We start from the raw sequence: 17,167 nt of genomic DNA, 5'->3' as shown, positions 1-17,167 counted from the left end.
ACCTTCTTACGCGTAATAATCTATACCTGAACGATAACTAGATGCCTGATTTGAGCTTAATAGTGACTCATCTGCAGATATTTCATCCAATTCTGAATCATAGCCCTCTTGTGACCGCTCCGAATGATCAGCTTCGCCTTGATCTTTTCCCGAATCACGCTGAGAAACTTGGCTATCGGTGAGTTGCAGCCCCTGTTCGGCTAACATCTCTCTCAACCTAGGTAATGCTTGCTCTACAATATCTCGGGTCTGAGGCTGGACGACATGAAACTGCACTTGAGTCTGGTCGCCCTGGACCTGAATTCTTACCACCAAGGGCCCAAGTTCAGGTGGATCTAACCTAATTTCAGCATGCAAGACCCCTTTACTCACCATAGCCACTAACTGTTGCTTCATGACCGGAGAAAAACGCTGGATCATCTCCTGCATCTGACTCTGAGTGTCATTATTCTGTCTTAGTACCAACTGAAACTGGGGAGTTTCAAGTTTACTTGGTGGTGTCGAGCCTACTTGCATCCCAGATAAGGTTTTAATATCTAAGTTTGACGTGGATGTTGTGTCCGTTAGCGTTGAAGATGCCTCTACATTGGCCCTCAAGGGATTGAGCTGTACCGATAACTCAGCCCCTTTAAGCTGTTGCTCAGCCTTAGCCATAGCTTCAACAGGCAGCTTAGTGCTCCCTTGAAGCTTAGCTGACTCTTCCACTTGGGTTTTCTCACCTAAAATTTGACTAAACTGCTTATCTTTACCTTGCTCGATTTGATTTTCCGTGCGGGTTAACACATCTATCCCTGCAGCTTGTTGGGACTGGACCACTTTTGCTACATCTTTGACTTCGGCTGTCTTGTCAGTGGCTTGTGCTTCGAACAATGTCGAGATGCCATTGGGCTGTGACAGACCAGCACTGCGGCTTTCGCTCCTCTCACGGCTCTCACTCCCAACAATAGCAGCAGATCGCACGCTCGCAGCCTGAAAGTCTGAACTTGTCACAGTAGCAATTAGCTGAAGTAAATTTTCAGGGGGTAATACAGTTAATTCGGCCTCGGATAAACCAGACTCCTGTACTAGCTTATCAATAAGGTTTTTATCTAATGGGAGTTGAGTCTCTGGATCTAAGAGCTGAGCACCAGAATCAATGACTAAAGTCTCTAAACCGATAAGTGATACCGTCTGCGATGGCTCAATCACAACGTCACCGGCTATTACCTCTTCGCCTTGTTTTATCTCTTCTGCAGGAAGATTAAAATCTGTATTTTCAGCATCATTTGCCACACTCAGTAAATAATCATCTAATGTTGAATGACTTGACGTTTTCTCATTGCCTTCCTGCGGCAAGGTATCGCCGCTGTTATCTAGGCTAGTATTTCCCTCTAGCTTACTGGCCCAATTTATTTGAGCCAGTACATGATTGACATCGATTTCTGTTCCATCCAATTGGGCTTCACTCTCAGACTCATCGCCCGCTCCCTTTAGCTGTGGATCATTTTTAACCGGTCTTGTTTCAACATTGATATTTTCAGCTCGATTTGACTCTTTCGCTTGAGTACTAGCTTGCTCTAAAGCCACAGAAAAATCATTATTTTCAGATGATTGAGTACGACTCTTATCACCTTGCTTTATTCCACCAACAGATAGGTTATCGGATGTGTTTTCTTTATTCGCTAAGAGTATATTCGTCATTTTCTGCATTAAGCCTCCAACAAGGCTGATGTCCAATCAAGGTAAGCGCATTTTTAAGAGAATCACTGACGCCAGAACTATCTCGTCAAAACAGCTTTGTCAAAATAGTGGCCAAAAAATTAAATGCCCACACGTTATCAATAAATTAAGCAATAAAGATGCCAATATATAAAGGGTTCTTTAGGCAAGTAACAGCATCAAAAGATCTTGTGTCAGCGAATTTTTTTTCTATAAAACATCTGTGATGCAAACTCATCCACCATCTTTTGTTCGAGTCTCATCTCTGCTTTTCTTGCCTTCTGTGCTTTATGTTCTAACAGTAATTCAACCGCCTTACGTTTTTGCCGTTTCTCTTGCCAATGCCGCTGCCTATGCCCCCGCTGAGTATCTGCTTCTGCGACCGAAGTAAGCTGCTTGGTAATTGCTTCATCTACTTGACGTACAAATTGGTGAAATTGATGATAATAACTGGCACTGATATTTTTACCATGATGGCTCTCCATCTGTTTCATATAATCCAAGCGATAATTTCGCAGCGCCTCAAGTTGGCTCTGGCATTTTTGCAGTGCCAGTTGAGCCGATTTCAACTGCAACGCCGCCTGCTCTTCTGCTTCACTCGTCAGTTTCAATACAGTATGAAGAGGATCTTGCTTAGCCATAGTTATTCCTGAGATAAAAGAAGTCCCCTAGGACCTAGAAACTGATCATACCTTACACTGAGCACTCAACTGAGAAAGCATGAGCTGACTGGAATCAAAACTGAGAGTCTCCTTCATTGACTGCCTTAAAAATGCGTTCATCGCAGGCTGAAGCCGTATCGCATTGTCGATTCTAGGATCGCTGCCCTGAGTGTATGCCCCGATCGAAATCAGATCTTTGTTCTGTTGATACAAAGAATATACTTGCTTTACACGTCGCATTGACTCCAGATGCTCAGTGCTGATCACCATAGGTGCGACACGGCTAATCGAGGCTTCTACATCGATGGCGGGGTAATGACCTGAATCGGCTAATGCTCTCGACAAGACTATGTGTCCATCTAGGATTGCCCTAGCCGCATCGGCAATGGGGTCCTGCAGATCATCGCCTTCAGTCAACACAGTATAAAACGCCGTGATAGAGCCTTGACCCGGACCACCATTTCCCGCTCTTTCAACCAATTTGGGTAACTTGGCAAATACCGAAGGCGGATAGCCTTTGGTTGCGGGAGGTTCACCAACCGCGAGTGCGATTTCCCGTTGTGCCTGAGCATAACGAGTCAAGCTGTCCATAAGAAGCAATACGTTATAGCCTAAATCTCTAAAATATTCTGCAATTCTGGTTGATGTTTCACAGGCTCGAAGACGCATGAGTGGAGACGTATCGGCCGGGGCTGCCACCACCACAGAGCGTGCACGTCCCTCTTCCCCCAAAATCTCTTCGATAAACTCTTTAACTTCCCGGCCACGTTCTCCCACTAACCCCACGACTATAATGTCGGCGGTGGTGCCCCGCGTCATCATGCCCAGTAGCACACTCTTGCCCACCCCAGAACCGGCAAAGAGTCCCATCCTCTGACCTTTGCCGACAGTTAACATGGCATTTATCGCCCTGACCCCTACATCTAAGGGCTCAGTGATCGCTCTTCGGGCTAAGGGGTTGATGATTGGTGCATGTCTTGGCGCTTTTTGATCGGTTCGTAATCGGCCTAAATTATCTAAGGGGTGACCATTGCCATCGAGCACCCGGCCTAATAATTCCAGGCCAACATTGAGTCCGGTTTGCTCACCTAAGGGAGTCACCTTAGCGCCGGGTAAGACGCCTCTAAGTTCTTCTATAGGCATTAAGTAGAGCAACTCATCGTCGAAACCTATCACCTCGGCGACCAAGTCTCCAGCCAAGGTCTCTATGCTACACAGACTACCTATCGGAGCCCGACAGCCGATGGCTTCGAGTGTTAAGCCTACCACCCGGATCAACTGTCCACTGGCCTCAGCTACGAATGGATGAACCCTATCATTTTGCAGTCTGATTTTATTCAGTAACTGGCTTTGGCGGTTGCTCATCTTGTTTTACGCCCTCTGAATCTTTAGCTGCTGACACGTTTTCTTCATTAGTGCTAAGTGTCTCTTTTTGTGCACTAGGCTCACTCTCTAGACCCCCGGATGGCTTAAGCTCATCAGGCTGGTCCTTAATCTCAGGTGTTGGTAAGCCATTATCTTCTTGTTCTGGTTGTGGCTCAAGCTCAGATTGCTCCTCTGCTTCATCAGACTCATTCTGTTTGCCATCCTGACTATAGGATGATAATGCTTGCTGTTGCTGTTCTTGAGATTGATTGAGATGTTGAACATTATGCTCCATCTCCTCCAGAACTGTGCTTATTCTCTGCTCGAGTCGCATATCGACACTACTTCGCTGATTGTTGATGACACAATCACCAGGTGACAGACTCGGGTCAGCTTCCAATTCCCAGCGGTTTTTGTCCAACTGATTAGCGCTATAGAGTTCTTGAACCAAGTTATGATCATCGGGATGCAAGCGAATGGTGATCCCTTGTTCTTTCAACGGCAGTGAATCAACTCCTTGTCTCAATGCTGCTAATATGTGCTCGGGGTGAGTTTTTAACTCGTGACCAATAACTGCTCGGGTTAATTTCATCGTCAAGGAGAGTAACTCTTGCTCAATCTCGGTATCTAGCAGGGCTAAAGGCTTTTCAAATTGCTCCAGCAAGGACTCAAATCGTGAGATTAACACTTTGGCTTCCTCGACTCCTTCACTATGACCTTGCTCAATCCCCTGTTTCAATCCCTCTTCATGGCCTTGTTTTAACCCCTCTAACCGACCCGACTCTAGGCCAGACTGAAAACCTTCCTCTTTTCCCTGACCAAAGCCTTCTTGTTCGGCTTGCTCACGGATCTCTTCAATCTCAGTTAATGTAGGGGGCAAAAAAGATTGGGGTTCATCTACTATGGTTTTGTGTGCCGTTCTACGGCCGAACAAGTTTGAAACACCTTCGGGAGCAGCAACTGTGACATCGGGGATCTGCCAATGAGTGAACTCGGTCTCGGATTGACCTGACTCGTTCTCTATTGACTTACCTTCACTATCAGTTTTCATTATAAGAACTCTTCACCACCGCCACCGCCTAACATAATCTCACCACTATCACTTAAACGCCTGGCGATAGATAAGATCTCTTTTTGAGCGACTTCGACTTCACTGATCCTGATAGGTCCCATAGCTTCTAAGTCATCACTTAACAACTCAGCCGCTCGCTTAGACATGTTACCCAAAATCTTATCTTTGAGTGCATCATCGGCTCCCTTGAGTGCCTTCATCAGCACATCTTGCTGAATTTCGCGAAGCAGTACTTGAATACCTATATCATCCACATCACTCAGGTTCTCAAATACAAACATAAGATCTTGTATCTGTTGCGCCATCTCTTCGTCTGACTCTCTCATGGTTTCCATGAGCTGACTCTCAACATTGGTGTCTAGGTAGTTCATGATATCTGCTGCCGCCTTCAAGCCGCCCATTTTAGCAGCCTGGGCGCCGCCTTGACCGGCAAACTGTTTCTCCATGATATCATTTAATTCCTGGAGTGCCGCGGGTTGGACCTCTTCTAGATTTGCGATGCGCATCATAAGATCGAGACGAGTATTCTCAGGAGATTGAGCAACAATTTCTGCCGCCTGATCGGGTTCCAGATAGGAAAGCACGATTGTTTGGATCTGCGGGTGTTCGTTTTGTATTATGGTTGCCACTTGACGAGGATCCATCCACTTGAGTGAATCCAGTCCCTTAGCACCACTGCCCATGATGATCTGTTCGATCAGATTACCGGCCTTGTCTTCACCTAGCGCCGCCGTTAAGGCCTTTCGGACAAACTCTTCACTGTTAAAGCCAATAGATGAGTACTTTTGAACTTCGTCAAGAAACAGCTTATGCACACCTATGACTTTCTCCTGACCAAAATCACTCATGGCAGCCATCGCCATGCCTACCTTTTGAACTTGCTTAGGCTCCAGATGCTTTAAAATTGACGCAGCATCCGCTTCACTTAGGCTCAAGAGTAATATTGCCGTTTTCTCAGTGCCGGTTAGCTCGTCGACACCGTCGGCTTTAGCTTTATTCTCTGATTTATTGCTCATCTTGTTGTAACCAACCTTTTATCACCTGGGTAGATAACTCAGGCTCATTTGCGACTAACGCCCTAATTGCTTTAATCATATCATCATCTTTATGAAGATCCGGTATCAAAATCGAACCGTCATCAGCATAACTGTATTCAGCTTCAGGGCGATTGAGCATTCCCAAGGTATCGGATGCAAATTGATCTTCGATCTCAGCCAGTTCATCACCAAATTTAGGCTCATCAGGAATATTAACGCTATCGGGATAGATAAGACGTTTGAGCATAGGCCTAACGATAAACAAAATTAATGCAAGAATGATCACCCCGCCCATGCCCAGCTTGAGTGCTCGCCAGAACCATGGCTGTTCCCACAGTTCAGGAGCTGGCAACTCTTCGATAAGCTGATCCATAAAGGGAACGGTAACCACTTCAAGAATATCACCACGTTGAGTACTGAAACCTACCGCGCCCTCTAGTAAGCGGCGAATATTGGCTAACTCCTGTTCAGTTCTCGGTACGCGATTAATTTGGCCATCTTCTCCGGCGGCGCCAGCTTTAAAATCCACCGCAACGGACACACTGACACGCCTTACCGTACCAACCTGCTGCCTGGTATGGCTGATGGTTGTGTCCAGTTCGAAATTTCTGGTGGCTTCTCTATGTGATGAGCCACGACTCGCTGATTCTGACTGTGCGTCAGTATTTAACGCATCCTGTGGAATATCACTCTCCATAGGCGGTTGATTAGATAAGGCACCGGGGATCCCGGACTCACTGCCACCATTTGAATCATTCTCGACAGTCATTTCACTTCTAAGGGCTGGAAGATCTGGGTTATAACGCTTAGAAGTTTGCTCTACCGCGGTAAAGTCCATAGTAACATCGACTTGAGAGGTAAAATTCTCGGGCCCTAGAATCGGCATTAGAATCGATTGAACCTTAGTCCTATATTCTGCCTCTTTTTGCTGTACTAACTCTAACTCTCTTCGTGCTCTTGCCGACACCGCATCTTGGCTACCTGAATTTAATAACCGACCATTTGAATCTGTCACGGTCACGCGAGTCGGTATTAAGCCTTGAACGGCCGAAGCGACGATATCGACGACGGCATCGACCTCTTCTTGACCAAGCCCGCCTCGACGAACATTGAGTACCACAGTTGCACTGGGTTTAGCACGGTTTCTAGAGAAGACGTTCTCTTTGGGTATAGCCAGAATAACCTTAGCTCGACTGATACTTCTGAGTTCTTCAATTGCTCTGGCTAAATTTAACTCTTGGCTATGTTTGAGCCTGGCCTGCTCCATTCGCTGGCTCACACCAAAGCCACTATTTTGACTCAGGTAATCGTTTTGATTCGAATTACCATCGATCCCTTCCCGGCTCAATATCAACTTAACTTCTTGATACTTATCTTCAGGCACCTTGATAACATCGACATCGATCTGATACTTGATTTTGTTTTTATCTAAGGCGTCCAATACCTTTACCATCTCTTGGGTATCCATTTTCCCAAGCGGTCTGTATTCCGGCTCTTGTGCCCACAGCATGATAAATACAGCCAATGCCAAACAAATCGCAAGCGCGAGTATCATGGTGATCTGGCGCAGCATATCAACCCCGCCAAACGAGCTGCCACCGGATTTATTTTCTTCCTGGACTCCACCTGCCAGCTGATCGCTTGCCAACGTAGACTCAGAACCTACAACCATGTCAGTACTCAAAATTGATACCCGTTTATTCTATTAATTATCGTATGTATTGCTTAGCAATATTGGCCGTCACTAGACAGGCATGCTCATAATTTCTTTATATGCTTCAACTAGCTTGTTTCTAACCTGCACAGTCGCTTCAAATGCGACACTGGCTTTCTCTCTGGCGATAACGGTATCAGAAAGTGTCACCCTAGTATCTCCCATATCCAGACGGGTGGCCAATGAGCCAGAATTTGCTTGAAGCTCGCCAACGGTACCGATAGCTTGGGACAGAAGCTGACCAAAATCGCTCCCTGAAGTATTACTGACTTGTTGGGTGATCGGTGAACCGAAACCGGAATTGAGTCCAGAAGGTTTAATTTCACCACTAAGAGACTGCATCTCTTGTAATAATGAGTTGGCTCCAATCTGCATATCTTTCTCCCCATCGTCTTACTAAAAATCCAAGCGACGAATAGTTGACGAACTTAACTGTTAGATAAGAACATGCAAAATGTTTGCCAAGTGTTGTTAAGAAGGATAGAGGAGTCGGCTCGTCAACACGATATCGAGTAATAAGCCATAACAGTTAAACAGAATTAAGGTGGGGAAGTTCCTAGAACCTGTGCTCTCGGAGCTAGGAACTTTTCTATGCGGGTTTTTCTACGCAGGTATCTCTATGCCCATGTCTCTCATTTTTGCCATCTTATATCTGAGGGTTCTGGCACTGATACCCAGCTTTTCGGCGACCAATTTCCTACTGCCTTGACACATATTCAGCGTCTCAAGAATGATCACATGCTCCTGTGCCTTAAGCTCATCACCTAACGCATCCAGCTCTACAGGTTTATTCGCTGAGTATAATTGCTGCTCTACAGGTTCTTGGCTAATGAGAACTTCCTGAGTATCGAGAATAATGTCTGACCCCACAATCAGTTCCCCCGTCATCAAGATCAAAGCGCGTTGAATGACATTATCAAGCTCCCGGACATTGCCAGGCCATCTATGGGTCAGCAATCGTCTACAAGCTGCTTCATCCAGACTGGGTATCTCCGATAGTCCAGATTTAGCACCATGGCGAGCCAAGAGATGACGGGCCAAAGGCAAAATATCTGCCGGCCTCTGACTCAATGACGGCCAAGTAAGTGGAAAGACATTAATTCGATAATAGAGATCTTCGCGAAACTCCCCTGACGCAACAACCGCTTTTAGATCACGATTGGAGGTTGCGAGGACCCTGATATCTAATTTTATGCTTTTACGCCCTCCGAGCCGTTCAACTTCCCTTTCCTGCAATACCCGCAACAATTTAGCCTGGAGGCTTAAATCCATTTCGGTAATTTCATCGAGTAATAAAGTGCCTCCCTGTGCCTGTTCAAACTTACCTGGGCACGCTTGATATGCACCAGTAAAGGCTCCTTTCTCATAGCCAAATAACGTGGCTTCCAGCATATTTTCGGGTATGGCGGCACAGTTTATCGCAATAAAAGGGCCATTATCACGACTGCTATGTTGGTGAATATATCGGGCCAGTACCTCTTTACCCGAACCGCTCGGCCCCATTATCATCACCGAAGCATCCGATGAAGCCACCTTTTTGGCAAGATTTAGCAAGGCAAGGCTCTTTTCATCGGCGACAATTGGCATATTCTGAACTATCTTAGGTTTCAGATACCGAGAAACCTGGTTCAACAGTACCTCGGGGGCGAAGGGTTTAGCTAAGTAATCTACCGCACCGAGCTTTATGGCGTTGACCGCATTATCTATGGTTGCATAAGCTGTCATCAATAATACAGGAAGCTGAGCTTGATTCTGCTGAAGGTAGTTAAGCAAACCTATGCCGCCTATACCCTGCATCTGTACGTCACTGATGACGAGGTCGAAAGATTCAGCCTTAAGTTTTATGATCGCATCTTCGGCCGAGCAGACATCGACACATTCATATTGCGCCAACAACAAGGTGTCTACCAGTGCTTCCCTGAGTGAATGATCGTCTTCAACCAGCAATAATTTACCTTCAGACATGTTTTACCCCCTCCACTGCGGATACTGAATGACTCACTGAAACCGATGAGCCAGGCTGCACCATCGAGCTTTTCAATTTAGGAAAATGTAAAGATGCCTTACAACCTTTGCCCTTTTCACAGCGCAATTGAATTTTACCACCATGATTGGCCACTACAGATTGAACAACCGCAAGGCCAAGGCCTGTACCTTGGGGCTTGGTAGTGAAGAAAGGCTCGAGTACTTTCTGTTGCATCTCTTTATCTAAACCTTTGCCGTTATCAGTGACATGGATCTGAATCTGACTCTCTGTTTCACAGCCCCTTAGCTCGACGAGTGTCGCCCCTGCCTCTATGCTATTGATCACCAAATTATTAATCGCAGAACTTAACGCACCGGAATTAGCCAGAAACTCACTCACACAATTATCGACTCGGACTAATTTACACAAGTGTTGCTCAGCAATGGGCTCACAATTGGCCATCACATTATCTAAAATCGTTACAACCTTGTGAGCCTCTCCTTGATCTTGCCCTCTTCCCTTAGCCATCAACAACATGTCATTGACCTGATGCTCTAGCTCATTGAGTCTGTCGACCAGTTTAGTCTGAAAGCGAGCTCTCGATTGCGCCGATATTTTCGTACTGGCCAGATTAGAAGCGTAGAGTAGTGCAGCGGTTAACGGAGTCCTCACTTGATGTGCCAATGTTGCGACCATTTTCCCCAATGCCGACAAACGCTGTAGGTGTGATAGGTTCTTCTGCAACAAACGAGTTTCGGTGAGATCGGTGAGCACTATCAGCTGACCAGGCTCTGGGGTTAACGGAGTAATGGCCAACTTTACCCGGCGGCCATTCTTAAGCGAGACTTCGTGACCATCATCATCTTGAGGAGAGAATGCACGATTGATGATCTGCAGCCATTTAAGTCCTTCTAAGGGTAAACCTAACAGCTCTACAGCAACCGGATTTGCATCGGTGACGAGTCCATCTCCATTGATGATGATGATCCCCGATGGCATAGCCTGCAGAATATGCTCCATACGATTCGACATATTGGCAGCTGGCGCTGTATCCAACCATTTAGGCGAATCTTGGTTCAAACGATTAAGTTGTAATTGAGGACTTACGGACATATCGACTCCGTCAAAAAATTGCTGCTAACGGGGGTGATGCACGAAGTGGGCCAAATGATAAAAAGGAGGCGAGTTCGCAAGCTCACTTAAGGATAATAGCTAAGACGATACTTATTAAGCTGCTAATAGACGCCAGCAAAGCTGGCTATTTGAAAAAACAAGAGGGTTGGCGCTAGTTCCTAGGGGCCTAGGAACTAGAAACTTCTATTTAATCCTTACCCATGCCGTATTTACGCATCTTCTCGACTAAGGTTGTACGCCTGATCCCTAGCATTTCTGCAGCGCGGGCAACAACATTATCTTGTTGTTCGAGCGCTTGTCTGATCATATCGATCTCAAGCTCGGCAAGAAGATCTTTCAAGTTAACCCCTTCCGGAGGAAGTTCACTTGGAAAGCGAGTTTCGGGGATCTCTATCGACTCTTCATCACTAAAGATAGCAGCCAAGGCATCACGTTCTTGCTCCTCCTCACTGATCTCTACACAGTATTCTGGCACATCAATATGACGATATTTATGGGGTAAATCGTTAACATCGACCAGACCGCCAGGATAAAGGATGGTGAGTCGCTCGACTAAGTTGGAAAGCTCTCTGACATTCCCGGACCATCTGTGCTCTTTCAGAGACTCGATAGCCCGCTGGGTAAATCTAACCTTGCCACGGCCTTCATTGTAAACTCGGCTCACCAGCTCTTGTAAAAGTAAGGGAATATCATCTTTTCTTTCACATAGGGCAGGCATTTCTATGGGGAATACATTGAGTCGGTAGTAGAGATCTTCCCTGAAGCTCCCTTCGGAGATCATCAGTTCTAAGTCTCTGTGAGTGGCAGCTACGACACGCACATCGGCCTTGATAGGCTTACTGCCTCCGACACGATCAAACACTCGCTCTTGGAGTACACGAAGTAGTTTAACCTGCATCTGCAATGGCATATCACCAATTTCATCTAAGAAAAGCGTTCCCTTTTCAGCGAGTTCAAAGCGACCCTTTCTGGCACTGATAGCACCAGTAAATGAGCCCTTCTCATGGCCGAATAATTCACTCTCTAACAACTCGGCAGGAATGGCGCCACAGTTAACCGGAATGAAGGGGCCATCGCGCCTATCGGAAATATAATGAATATTTCTTGCGACAACCTCTTTACCTGTACCCGACTCACCCAGAACCAACACAGTAGCGTCAGAAGGGGCAACCTGGCCAATCAAATGCCTGACTTGTGCTATCCCTTGACTTCGACCCACCATACTTCTAAATAACTTAGTCTGATTAACACTGGTGGGAGTTTCTGGACGTCTTGCCTGGCCAAAGACCTGACAGAAATGCAGTAATTCAGTTAATTGGGGATAATTCAGTGGTTCTTCAATATAGCCAAGTATATTAGAGGCGCTGACGCCGTCCTGCTCACCTAGCAATAAAATTGGCTGCCAAGGTAGTTTCCCGGCAAGAGATTGAAATAACTCTTTAGACTGTGAGTCAACAGCAATAACCAGGGCCCGGTATCGAGTACTTCGTAGTCGCAGTTCAAGTTTATCGATTGCGACTAACTCAACTTGCTCACCCAAAAACTCAAATACACATGATAAGCGATTAATTCGCTCAGACTGGTTACCGACAAGTAGAATTCGTTGATCTGTTTGCATCATTAAAAAAGCCGTAAAGCGCTCGTTATTATTCGCATTAATTATTAGTGTTTGTTGCTTAAAAGCGATGTAGTGTTTCCATTACAAATTTGAACAAAATCACTACCATGAGGAATAGTGTATTATCAGCAAGCTATTAGCAAGTCTCTGACGCATTTAATGCTTAACTGGATAGATATTCATTGAACTTATTTGATTCTAGCTGAAAAATCCAACGAAACCATCATGATTTGTCAAATAATTGACTCCGGCCAATTATTTGGGGCTGCACGCCCCGAATAAAAATGGAATTAAACAGCCTCATTATGAGAGACAATATGATGTTGTTCAACTGGAATAGCGTCCCAGCCCTCTTTTATCGTTCTTAGAATCTCACAAACATCATCTATAGCTTGCACATCGCTATTAATATTCGCTTCGGAAATACGACGCAACATAAAATCATAGAGGTCACTTAAATTTGAAGAGATATCTCCACCTTCATCCATATTTAAGCTGTTGTTAAGTCCATTGACAATACCAATCGCTTTTCCTATGTACACACCTTTATTCTGCAAATCATTATTTTCGATAGCATAGCGACTTTGTGCAAGTCTCTGTAAGGCACCTTCAAACATCATCTGAATAACTCTATGGGGTGACGCAACCGAAATTTCACTTTCGAGTGAGACCTTACGATATGACTGTAATGACTTTCTCATAGTAACCTACCTATTTAGCACCAATTGACTTGTAAACATTAATTTGGCGTTTAGTTTTACTTCCCAGATGCAATAGTTCTTGCCTATGTCGCAAGATAATTTGCGCTTGCTGCTCAAATTTCTGAGTTAATTGCAATTGCTTTTCTAACATCTGCTTATCTTCAGCATTTAATGACTGTAAGATCTTATCGAGAATAAATTGACGCCGCTCAACGCATTCATGCAACTTTTGAACCAACTCATCGGCACTCTTGTCCTCCGCAGGAGTTTTCTCCAAAGATGCTAAGCAATTGGTCAAGTTTTTATTTATTTCATCTAGCTCTATTAACATTTGCAATTAGGTACCTACAAATTTATTGCTATTGAGAACTCCTCACTACACCTGGTAGCGAGTTCAGACCATTTATAATACCGGAAGACTGCTGATTCAATTTACCCACAACTAAATCCATGGCATTAAATTGTTTCATCAATCTAGCATTTAATTGCTCCATTTTCAGGGTAAAGGCTTCACGCTGATCATCCAGGCGTTGTTTGTCATTGGTATAAGTGTTATTTCTGCTGTCAATCAAACCTGTCGTCGGTTTGACATAACTTTCAACCAAGGTGTCTAAACGGTTGGCAAGACCTGTATCTTCTGTCGAAAACAGTCCCTCGATACCGCTCATATTTTCTTCAATCGCGATATCGAGCTTGTCACTATTGACCGATAGCTTTCCATAACGATCGGCTTCGATACCGATATCATAGAGTGCCACAGTTTCACTACCGACAGTTACCCTTGAGCTGATCATACTCCTCAATTGAGATTCAATTGAGCGGATCATGGAGTCCCCTTGCAAAGCAGCGGCCTCTTTTTTCTCTACATCATAAGCCGACAGCTTATCAATAGTACTTATTAAGCTGTTATATGCATCGACGAAACCTTGCACGTTGTCTTTAACTGCATCCTTATCGAGGTCAATTTTAACAAGGGTTGTTTTATTCAAGTCTGCATCTGTCAGATTGAGCGTTACCCCGGTAATCGCACCTTTAACTTCATTGGTCTGAGACGTCAATTCCTGGCCATCGACATGGATTATCGAGTTTTTTGCCACTTGAAGCTCGGTAAGGTTGGCCCCACCAAACATATCATTGAGTCCCGAACCCACAGTATCATTGGCCACCACGCCTATTTGGCTATCAGTGCCTTCCGTATCGGAACTTAATACCAGCCTGCTACCCGCATCACTGGTAATAATCGTCGCGGTAACACCGACGTTATCGGTTGCACTATTGATATTTTTAGCGATATCTTCGAGTGAATCGGTCGCACCTACAGTCACGGAAAAACTATTACCATTAACCGTCAGATCTAGGCTCCCTTCACCAACGGGAAGGCTAGGATCCGCAACATTGATGCCAGCAACTTTATGTTGCTGAGCTAACTGCTCAACCTTTACATTATAACTACCAGTCTGGGATGTTTTATCAGCTGTGGCCGTAAGATAACTACTCTCACCGGTAGAAACGGTTCTCTGGTTTAAACTCCCACCATCTTTGAGCTTTTCCAGTGCATCCTGAAATGTCGATAAAGAGCTTTTCAATGTTCCGATAGCCGATACTTTTGCATCGATAGATTTCTCGGTTTTATCAAACGCTGCTTCTTTTGGGATCTTTTCAGCATCAACAAGAACACCGACAATTTTGTTGATATCAAGCCCGGAGCCTATTCCCGTTGCCGTTAATGCCATAATAACCTCTTACTAAACAAATATTCTGTTACTGCTAAATAATCTTTGATAGAACTATCAGGCTTCAGTCTTCATAAGAACACCCGTCACCTCAGTCAACTTTCGCGCCAGTTTTAACGCTTCTTCGTTCGGGATTTGCCGAATCAAATCACCCGACTCTATGTCCATGACGCTAACAACACTTGTGCCTGAATCTTCGTCAATTTTAAATGCCAACCCTTTACGCATGACTGACATCATACTGGACAAGTCTTCAACCAAATTCTGTAACTCTTCCTCATCCAATTCTGGCTCTTCGGAAGCACTTCTTTCTACTTCCTCCACAGCCTTAATTATAGTGTTCGGCTCAAGGTCTGCACCTTCTACGACACCCGCTTTAGCAGTTCCTGTACCTATTTCAATCTTAGTTGCTGCCGCATTGGATGAGCTTGTAAAATTGATATCCATAACCCCTCCTAACTGACTTAGTTTATCCCTAAACCATTAAAGGGAGATCCGTCGCCGAACCTCCCTTTCTACTATTAACTATAACCCTACTGCATTACTCTTTATAGTAATGATAGTGCTATTTGAGGTAGCTGGTTAGCTTGGGCTAACATCGCAGAACCAGTCTGTTGTAATACCTGGTTCTTAGTCATAGTTGAGGTTTCTTTAGCAAAATCGACATCCACAATACGGCTCTTTGCATCGGCAACGTTGGCTTGAGTGTTGGCACTGTTACTGATGTTATGCGCAAGACGATTCTGTATAGCACCTAGCTCTCCACGTTGGGTATCAATTGTTTTAATCGCCGCATCAATTTTAGCAAGGGCTGAAGCACGACCTGCTGAAGTTGTAACAACAATCGCGTTAACTGAAAGTGAGGCTGCATCTGTATCCTTCACTTTGATGGTAACATCCTCGCCATCTTGGTGACCCACTTGGAAGGTTTTACCGGCAGAGAAATCACCAGTCATCAGCTTGGTGTTACCAAACGCCGTCGTATCACCAATTGAAGTTATTTCAGTTGCAAGCTCAGTAATCTCAGCTTGAATGGCAGTCAGATCAGCAGAACTGTTTGCACCGTTCTCGGATTGAATTGATAGATCACGCATACGTTGTAGCATATTTGTCTGCTCTTGCATCGCACCTTCTGAAATCTGCGCGATGGAGATAGCATCATTTGCGTTACGCATACCGACTTCTAAACCACGAACCTGAGAGTTCAAACGATTCGAAATAGCAAGACCTGCCGCATCATCCTTTGCACTGTTAATGCGTAAACCACTAGATAAGCGTTCCATTGACGTTGCTAGATTACCACTAGAGGCATTCAGGTTTTTCTGAGCTTTAAGTGATGTGACGTTTGTATTTACTGTAATAGCCATAATCGATTCCTCTTTATACCTGGCTTGAAAACTTGCCTGTCTGCTTAAGCCAGGCGGAGCTAATTGGTTACAGTATATTTAACGGCAGAGGAATTTTTTACTTTAGTAATTTTTTTTACTTTTTTTAATGGAAAACAAAGTCATTATTTTCAGTGGCTTGAATTAACAGCATCTAGATGATGTTCCATAGTGACTATAATAAAATGCATAGCCACTATTAGAAAACACCGATTACCCTAACAAGGACAATGCGATTTGCGGCAATTGATTAGCCTGAGCAAGCATAGTCGATCCTGTTTGTTGCAATACTTGGTTCTTGGTCATCACTGCAGTCTCTTTGGCAAAATCCACGTCCACAATCCGACTCTTAGCATCAGCAACGTTGGCTTGTGTGTTAGCACTATTACTAATATTGTGAGACAGACGATTTTGAACCGCACCAAGCTTCGCACGTTGGGTATCAATTGAATTAATGGCAGAGTCGATCTTCCCAAGAGCAGAGTTACGACCTGCGGAAGTTAGAACAGTCAATGCATTAACTGACAATACGGCCGCATTTAAAGTACCAACAGAGATAGTCACATCTTCTCCATTTTGATGACCAACTTGGAAGAGTTTTCCAGCAGAAAAATCACCGGCGAGTAACTTTGTATTACCAAAAGCCGTACTATTACCGATAGCTGTGACTTCAGTTGCTAACTCATTTATTTCATCTTGAATGGCTTGAAGATCTGCACTACTGTTTGCACCATTCTCGGCTTGAATCGATAGATCACGCATTCGCTGTAGCATATTGGTCTGCTCTTGCATTGCTCCTTCTGAAATCTGTGCAATTGAGATGGCATCATTAGCGTTACGCATGCCCACTTCTAAGCCGCGCACCTGTGAGTTCAATCGGTTAGAAATAGCTAAACCCGCCGCATCATCCTTAGCGCTATTAATTCTCAAGCCACTCGATAAACGTTCCATCGAGGTTGCAAGATTTCCACTAGAGATGTTTAAGTTTTTCTGCGCCTTCATCGACGTCACGTTAGTATTAACTGTAATAGCCATAATAGACTTCCTCTTCTTGGTTATACTGCCAAGACATCGAGCTTGGC

General features: G+C 44.8%; 16 protein-coding genes. All 16 read right to left on the bottom strand.

The annotated features are described in order from the left end of the window. Nucleotides 1–6: 6 nt before the first annotated feature. The 16 genes from FM037_RS09770 to FM037_RS09695 all read right to left on the bottom strand — a co-directional run bounded on the left by FM037_RS09770 (nt 7) and on the right by FM037_RS09695 (nt 17,120). Nucleotides 7–1,689: a flagellar hook-length control protein FliK gene (locus FM037_RS09770; RefSeq protein WP_229381138.1), complete on the bottom strand. Its 1,683-nt coding sequence runs from the start codon at nt 1,687–1,689 to the stop codon at nt 7–9. Between the two features lie 203 nt (nt 1,690–1,892). Beyond that, nucleotides 1,893–2,339 (bottom strand): flagellar export protein FliJ, encoded by a 447-nt coding sequence (gene fliJ, locus FM037_RS09765; protein WP_144045845.1) that lies wholly within the window; start codon nt 2,337–2,339, stop codon nt 1,893–1,895. A 45-nt stretch (nt 2,340–2,384) separates the two neighbouring features. Further along, a complete protein-coding gene (fliI, locus tag FM037_RS09760; RefSeq protein WP_144045844.1) occupies nt 2,385–3,725 on the bottom strand; it encodes a flagellar protein export ATPase FliI in 1,341 nt (446 codons plus the stop codon). Beyond that, a complete protein-coding gene (gene fliH, locus FM037_RS09755) occupies nt 3,694–4,776 on the bottom strand; it encodes a flagellar assembly protein FliH (protein ID WP_144045843.1) in 1,083 nt (360 codons plus the stop codon). The genes fliI and fliH overlap by 32 nt, the downstream gene beginning before the upstream one ends. Continuing rightward, on the bottom strand, nt 4,776–5,813 hold the full coding sequence (gene fliG, locus FM037_RS09750) for a flagellar motor switch protein FliG (RefSeq protein ID WP_144045842.1): 1,038 nt from the start codon (nt 5,811–5,813) through the stop codon (nt 4,776–4,778). The genes fliH and fliG overlap by 1 nt, the downstream gene beginning before the upstream one ends. Continuing rightward, nucleotides 5,803–7,506, bottom strand: coding sequence for a flagellar basal-body MS-ring/collar protein FliF (gene fliF / locus FM037_RS09745; protein WP_185977070.1), 1,704 nt, complete (start codon nt 7,504–7,506; stop codon nt 5,803–5,805). The genes fliG and fliF overlap by 11 nt, the downstream gene beginning before the upstream one ends. A gap of 72 nt (nt 7,507–7,578) precedes the next feature. Next, nucleotides 7,579–7,923 (bottom strand): flagellar hook-basal body complex protein FliE, encoded by a 345-nt coding sequence (gene fliE, locus FM037_RS09740; RefSeq protein ID WP_144045840.1) that lies wholly within the window; start codon nt 7,921–7,923, stop codon nt 7,579–7,581. Between the two features lie 228 nt (nt 7,924–8,151). After that, nucleotides 8,152–9,513, bottom strand: a complete 1,362-nt coding sequence (locus tag FM037_RS09735) for a sigma-54-dependent transcriptional regulator (RefSeq protein WP_144045839.1) — start codon at nt 9,511–9,513, stop codon at nt 8,152–8,154. Further along, on the bottom strand, nt 9,506–10,627 hold the full coding sequence (locus FM037_RS09730) for a sensor histidine kinase (RefSeq protein WP_144045838.1): 1,122 nt from the start codon (nt 10,625–10,627) through the stop codon (nt 9,506–9,508). The genes FM037_RS09735 and FM037_RS09730 overlap by 8 nt, the downstream gene beginning before the upstream one ends. 208 nt (nt 10,628–10,835) lie before the next feature. Then, a complete protein-coding gene (locus tag FM037_RS09725; protein WP_144045837.1) occupies nt 10,836–12,269 on the bottom strand; it encodes a sigma-54 dependent transcriptional regulator in 1,434 nt (477 codons plus the stop codon). Between the two features lie 287 nt (nt 12,270–12,556). After that, complete coding sequence (gene fliS, locus FM037_RS09720; protein WP_144045836.1) at nt 12,557–12,967, bottom strand: flagellar export chaperone FliS; 411 nt, start codon at nt 12,965–12,967, stop codon at nt 12,557–12,559. A 10-nt stretch (nt 12,968–12,977) separates the two neighbouring features. Next, nucleotides 12,978–13,298 (bottom strand): hypothetical protein, encoded by a 321-nt coding sequence (locus tag FM037_RS09715; RefSeq protein WP_185977069.1) that lies wholly within the window; start codon nt 13,296–13,298, stop codon nt 12,978–12,980. A gap of 28 nt (nt 13,299–13,326) precedes the next feature. After that, on the bottom strand, nt 13,327–14,700 hold the full coding sequence (gene fliD / locus FM037_RS09710) for a flagellar filament capping protein FliD (protein ID WP_144045834.1): 1,374 nt from the start codon (nt 14,698–14,700) through the stop codon (nt 13,327–13,329). A 57-nt stretch (nt 14,701–14,757) separates the two neighbouring features. Beyond that, nucleotides 14,758–15,147, bottom strand: coding sequence for a flagellar protein FlaG (locus FM037_RS09705; RefSeq protein ID WP_144045833.1), 390 nt, complete (start codon nt 15,145–15,147; stop codon nt 14,758–14,760). 101 nt (nt 15,148–15,248) lie between these two features. Further along, nucleotides 15,249–16,067, bottom strand: coding sequence for a flagellin N-terminal helical domain-containing protein (locus tag FM037_RS09700; RefSeq protein ID WP_144045832.1), 819 nt, complete (start codon nt 16,065–16,067; stop codon nt 15,249–15,251). Between the two features lie 231 nt (nt 16,068–16,298). Next, nucleotides 16,299–17,120, bottom strand: a complete 822-nt coding sequence (locus FM037_RS09695; RefSeq protein WP_144045831.1) for a flagellin N-terminal helical domain-containing protein — start codon at nt 17,118–17,120, stop codon at nt 16,299–16,301. Nucleotides 17,121–17,167 lie beyond the last annotated feature (47 nt).

It is taken from the genome of Shewanella psychropiezotolerans (assembly GCF_007197555.1).
In the GTDB taxonomy this organism is placed as follows: domain Bacteria; phylum Pseudomonadota; class Gammaproteobacteria; order Enterobacterales; family Shewanellaceae; genus Shewanella; species Shewanella psychropiezotolerans.
Note: the sequence above shows the minus strand (reverse complement) of the source record. Positions and strands in the feature narration are given on the sequence as shown.

Bases quoted from the DNA above. Each gene is read 5' to 3' on its own strand.
- FM037_RS09770 (WP_229381138.1), bottom strand. From the start codon at position 1,689: ATGCAGAAAATGACGAATATACTCTTAGCGAATAAAGAAAACACATCC.
- fliJ (WP_144045845.1), bottom strand. From the start codon at position 2,339: ATGGCTAAGCAAGATCCTCTTCATACTGTATTGAAACTGACGAGTGAA.
- fliI (WP_144045844.1), bottom strand. From the start codon at position 3,725: ATGAGCAACCGCCAAAGCCAGTTACTGAATAAAATCAGACTGCAAAAT.
- fliH (WP_144045843.1), bottom strand. From the start codon at position 4,776: ATGAAAACTGATAGTGAAGGTAAGTCAATAGAGAACGAGTCAGGTCAA.
- fliG (WP_144045842.1), bottom strand. From the start codon at position 5,813: ATGAGCAATAAATCAGAGAATAAAGCTAAAGCCGACGGTGTCGACGAG.
- fliF (WP_185977070.1), bottom strand. From the start codon at position 7,506: ATGGTTGTAGGTTCTGAGTCTACGTTGGCAAGCGATCAGCTGGCAGGT.
- fliE (WP_144045840.1), bottom strand. From the start codon at position 7,923: ATGCAGATTGGAGCCAACTCATTATTACAAGAGATGCAGTCTCTTAGT.
- FM037_RS09735 (WP_144045839.1), bottom strand. From the start codon at position 9,513: ATGTCTGAAGGTAAATTATTGCTGGTTGAAGACGATCATTCACTCAGG.
- FM037_RS09730 (WP_144045838.1), bottom strand. From the start codon at position 10,627: ATGTCCGTAAGTCCTCAATTACAACTTAATCGTTTGAACCAAGATTCG.
- FM037_RS09725 (WP_144045837.1), bottom strand. From the start codon at position 12,269: ATGATGCAAACAGATCAACGAATTCTACTTGTCGGTAACCAGTCTGAG.
- fliS (WP_144045836.1), bottom strand. From the start codon at position 12,967: ATGAGAAAGTCATTACAGTCATATCGTAAGGTCTCACTCGAAAGTGAA.
- FM037_RS09715 (WP_185977069.1), bottom strand. From the start codon at position 13,298: ATGTTAATAGAGCTAGATGAAATAAATAAAAACTTGACCAATTGCTTA.
- fliD (WP_144045834.1), bottom strand. From the start codon at position 14,700: ATGGCATTAACGGCAACGGGAATAGGCTCCGGGCTTGATATCAACAAA.
- FM037_RS09705 (WP_144045833.1), bottom strand. From the start codon at position 15,147: ATGGATATCAATTTTACAAGCTCATCCAATGCGGCAGCAACTAAGATT.
- FM037_RS09700 (WP_144045832.1), bottom strand. From the start codon at position 16,067: ATGGCTATTACAGTAAATACAAACGTCACATCACTTAAAGCTCAGAAA.
- FM037_RS09695 (WP_144045831.1), bottom strand. From the start codon at position 17,120: ATGGCTATTACAGTTAATACTAACGTGACGTCGATGAAGGCGCAGAAA.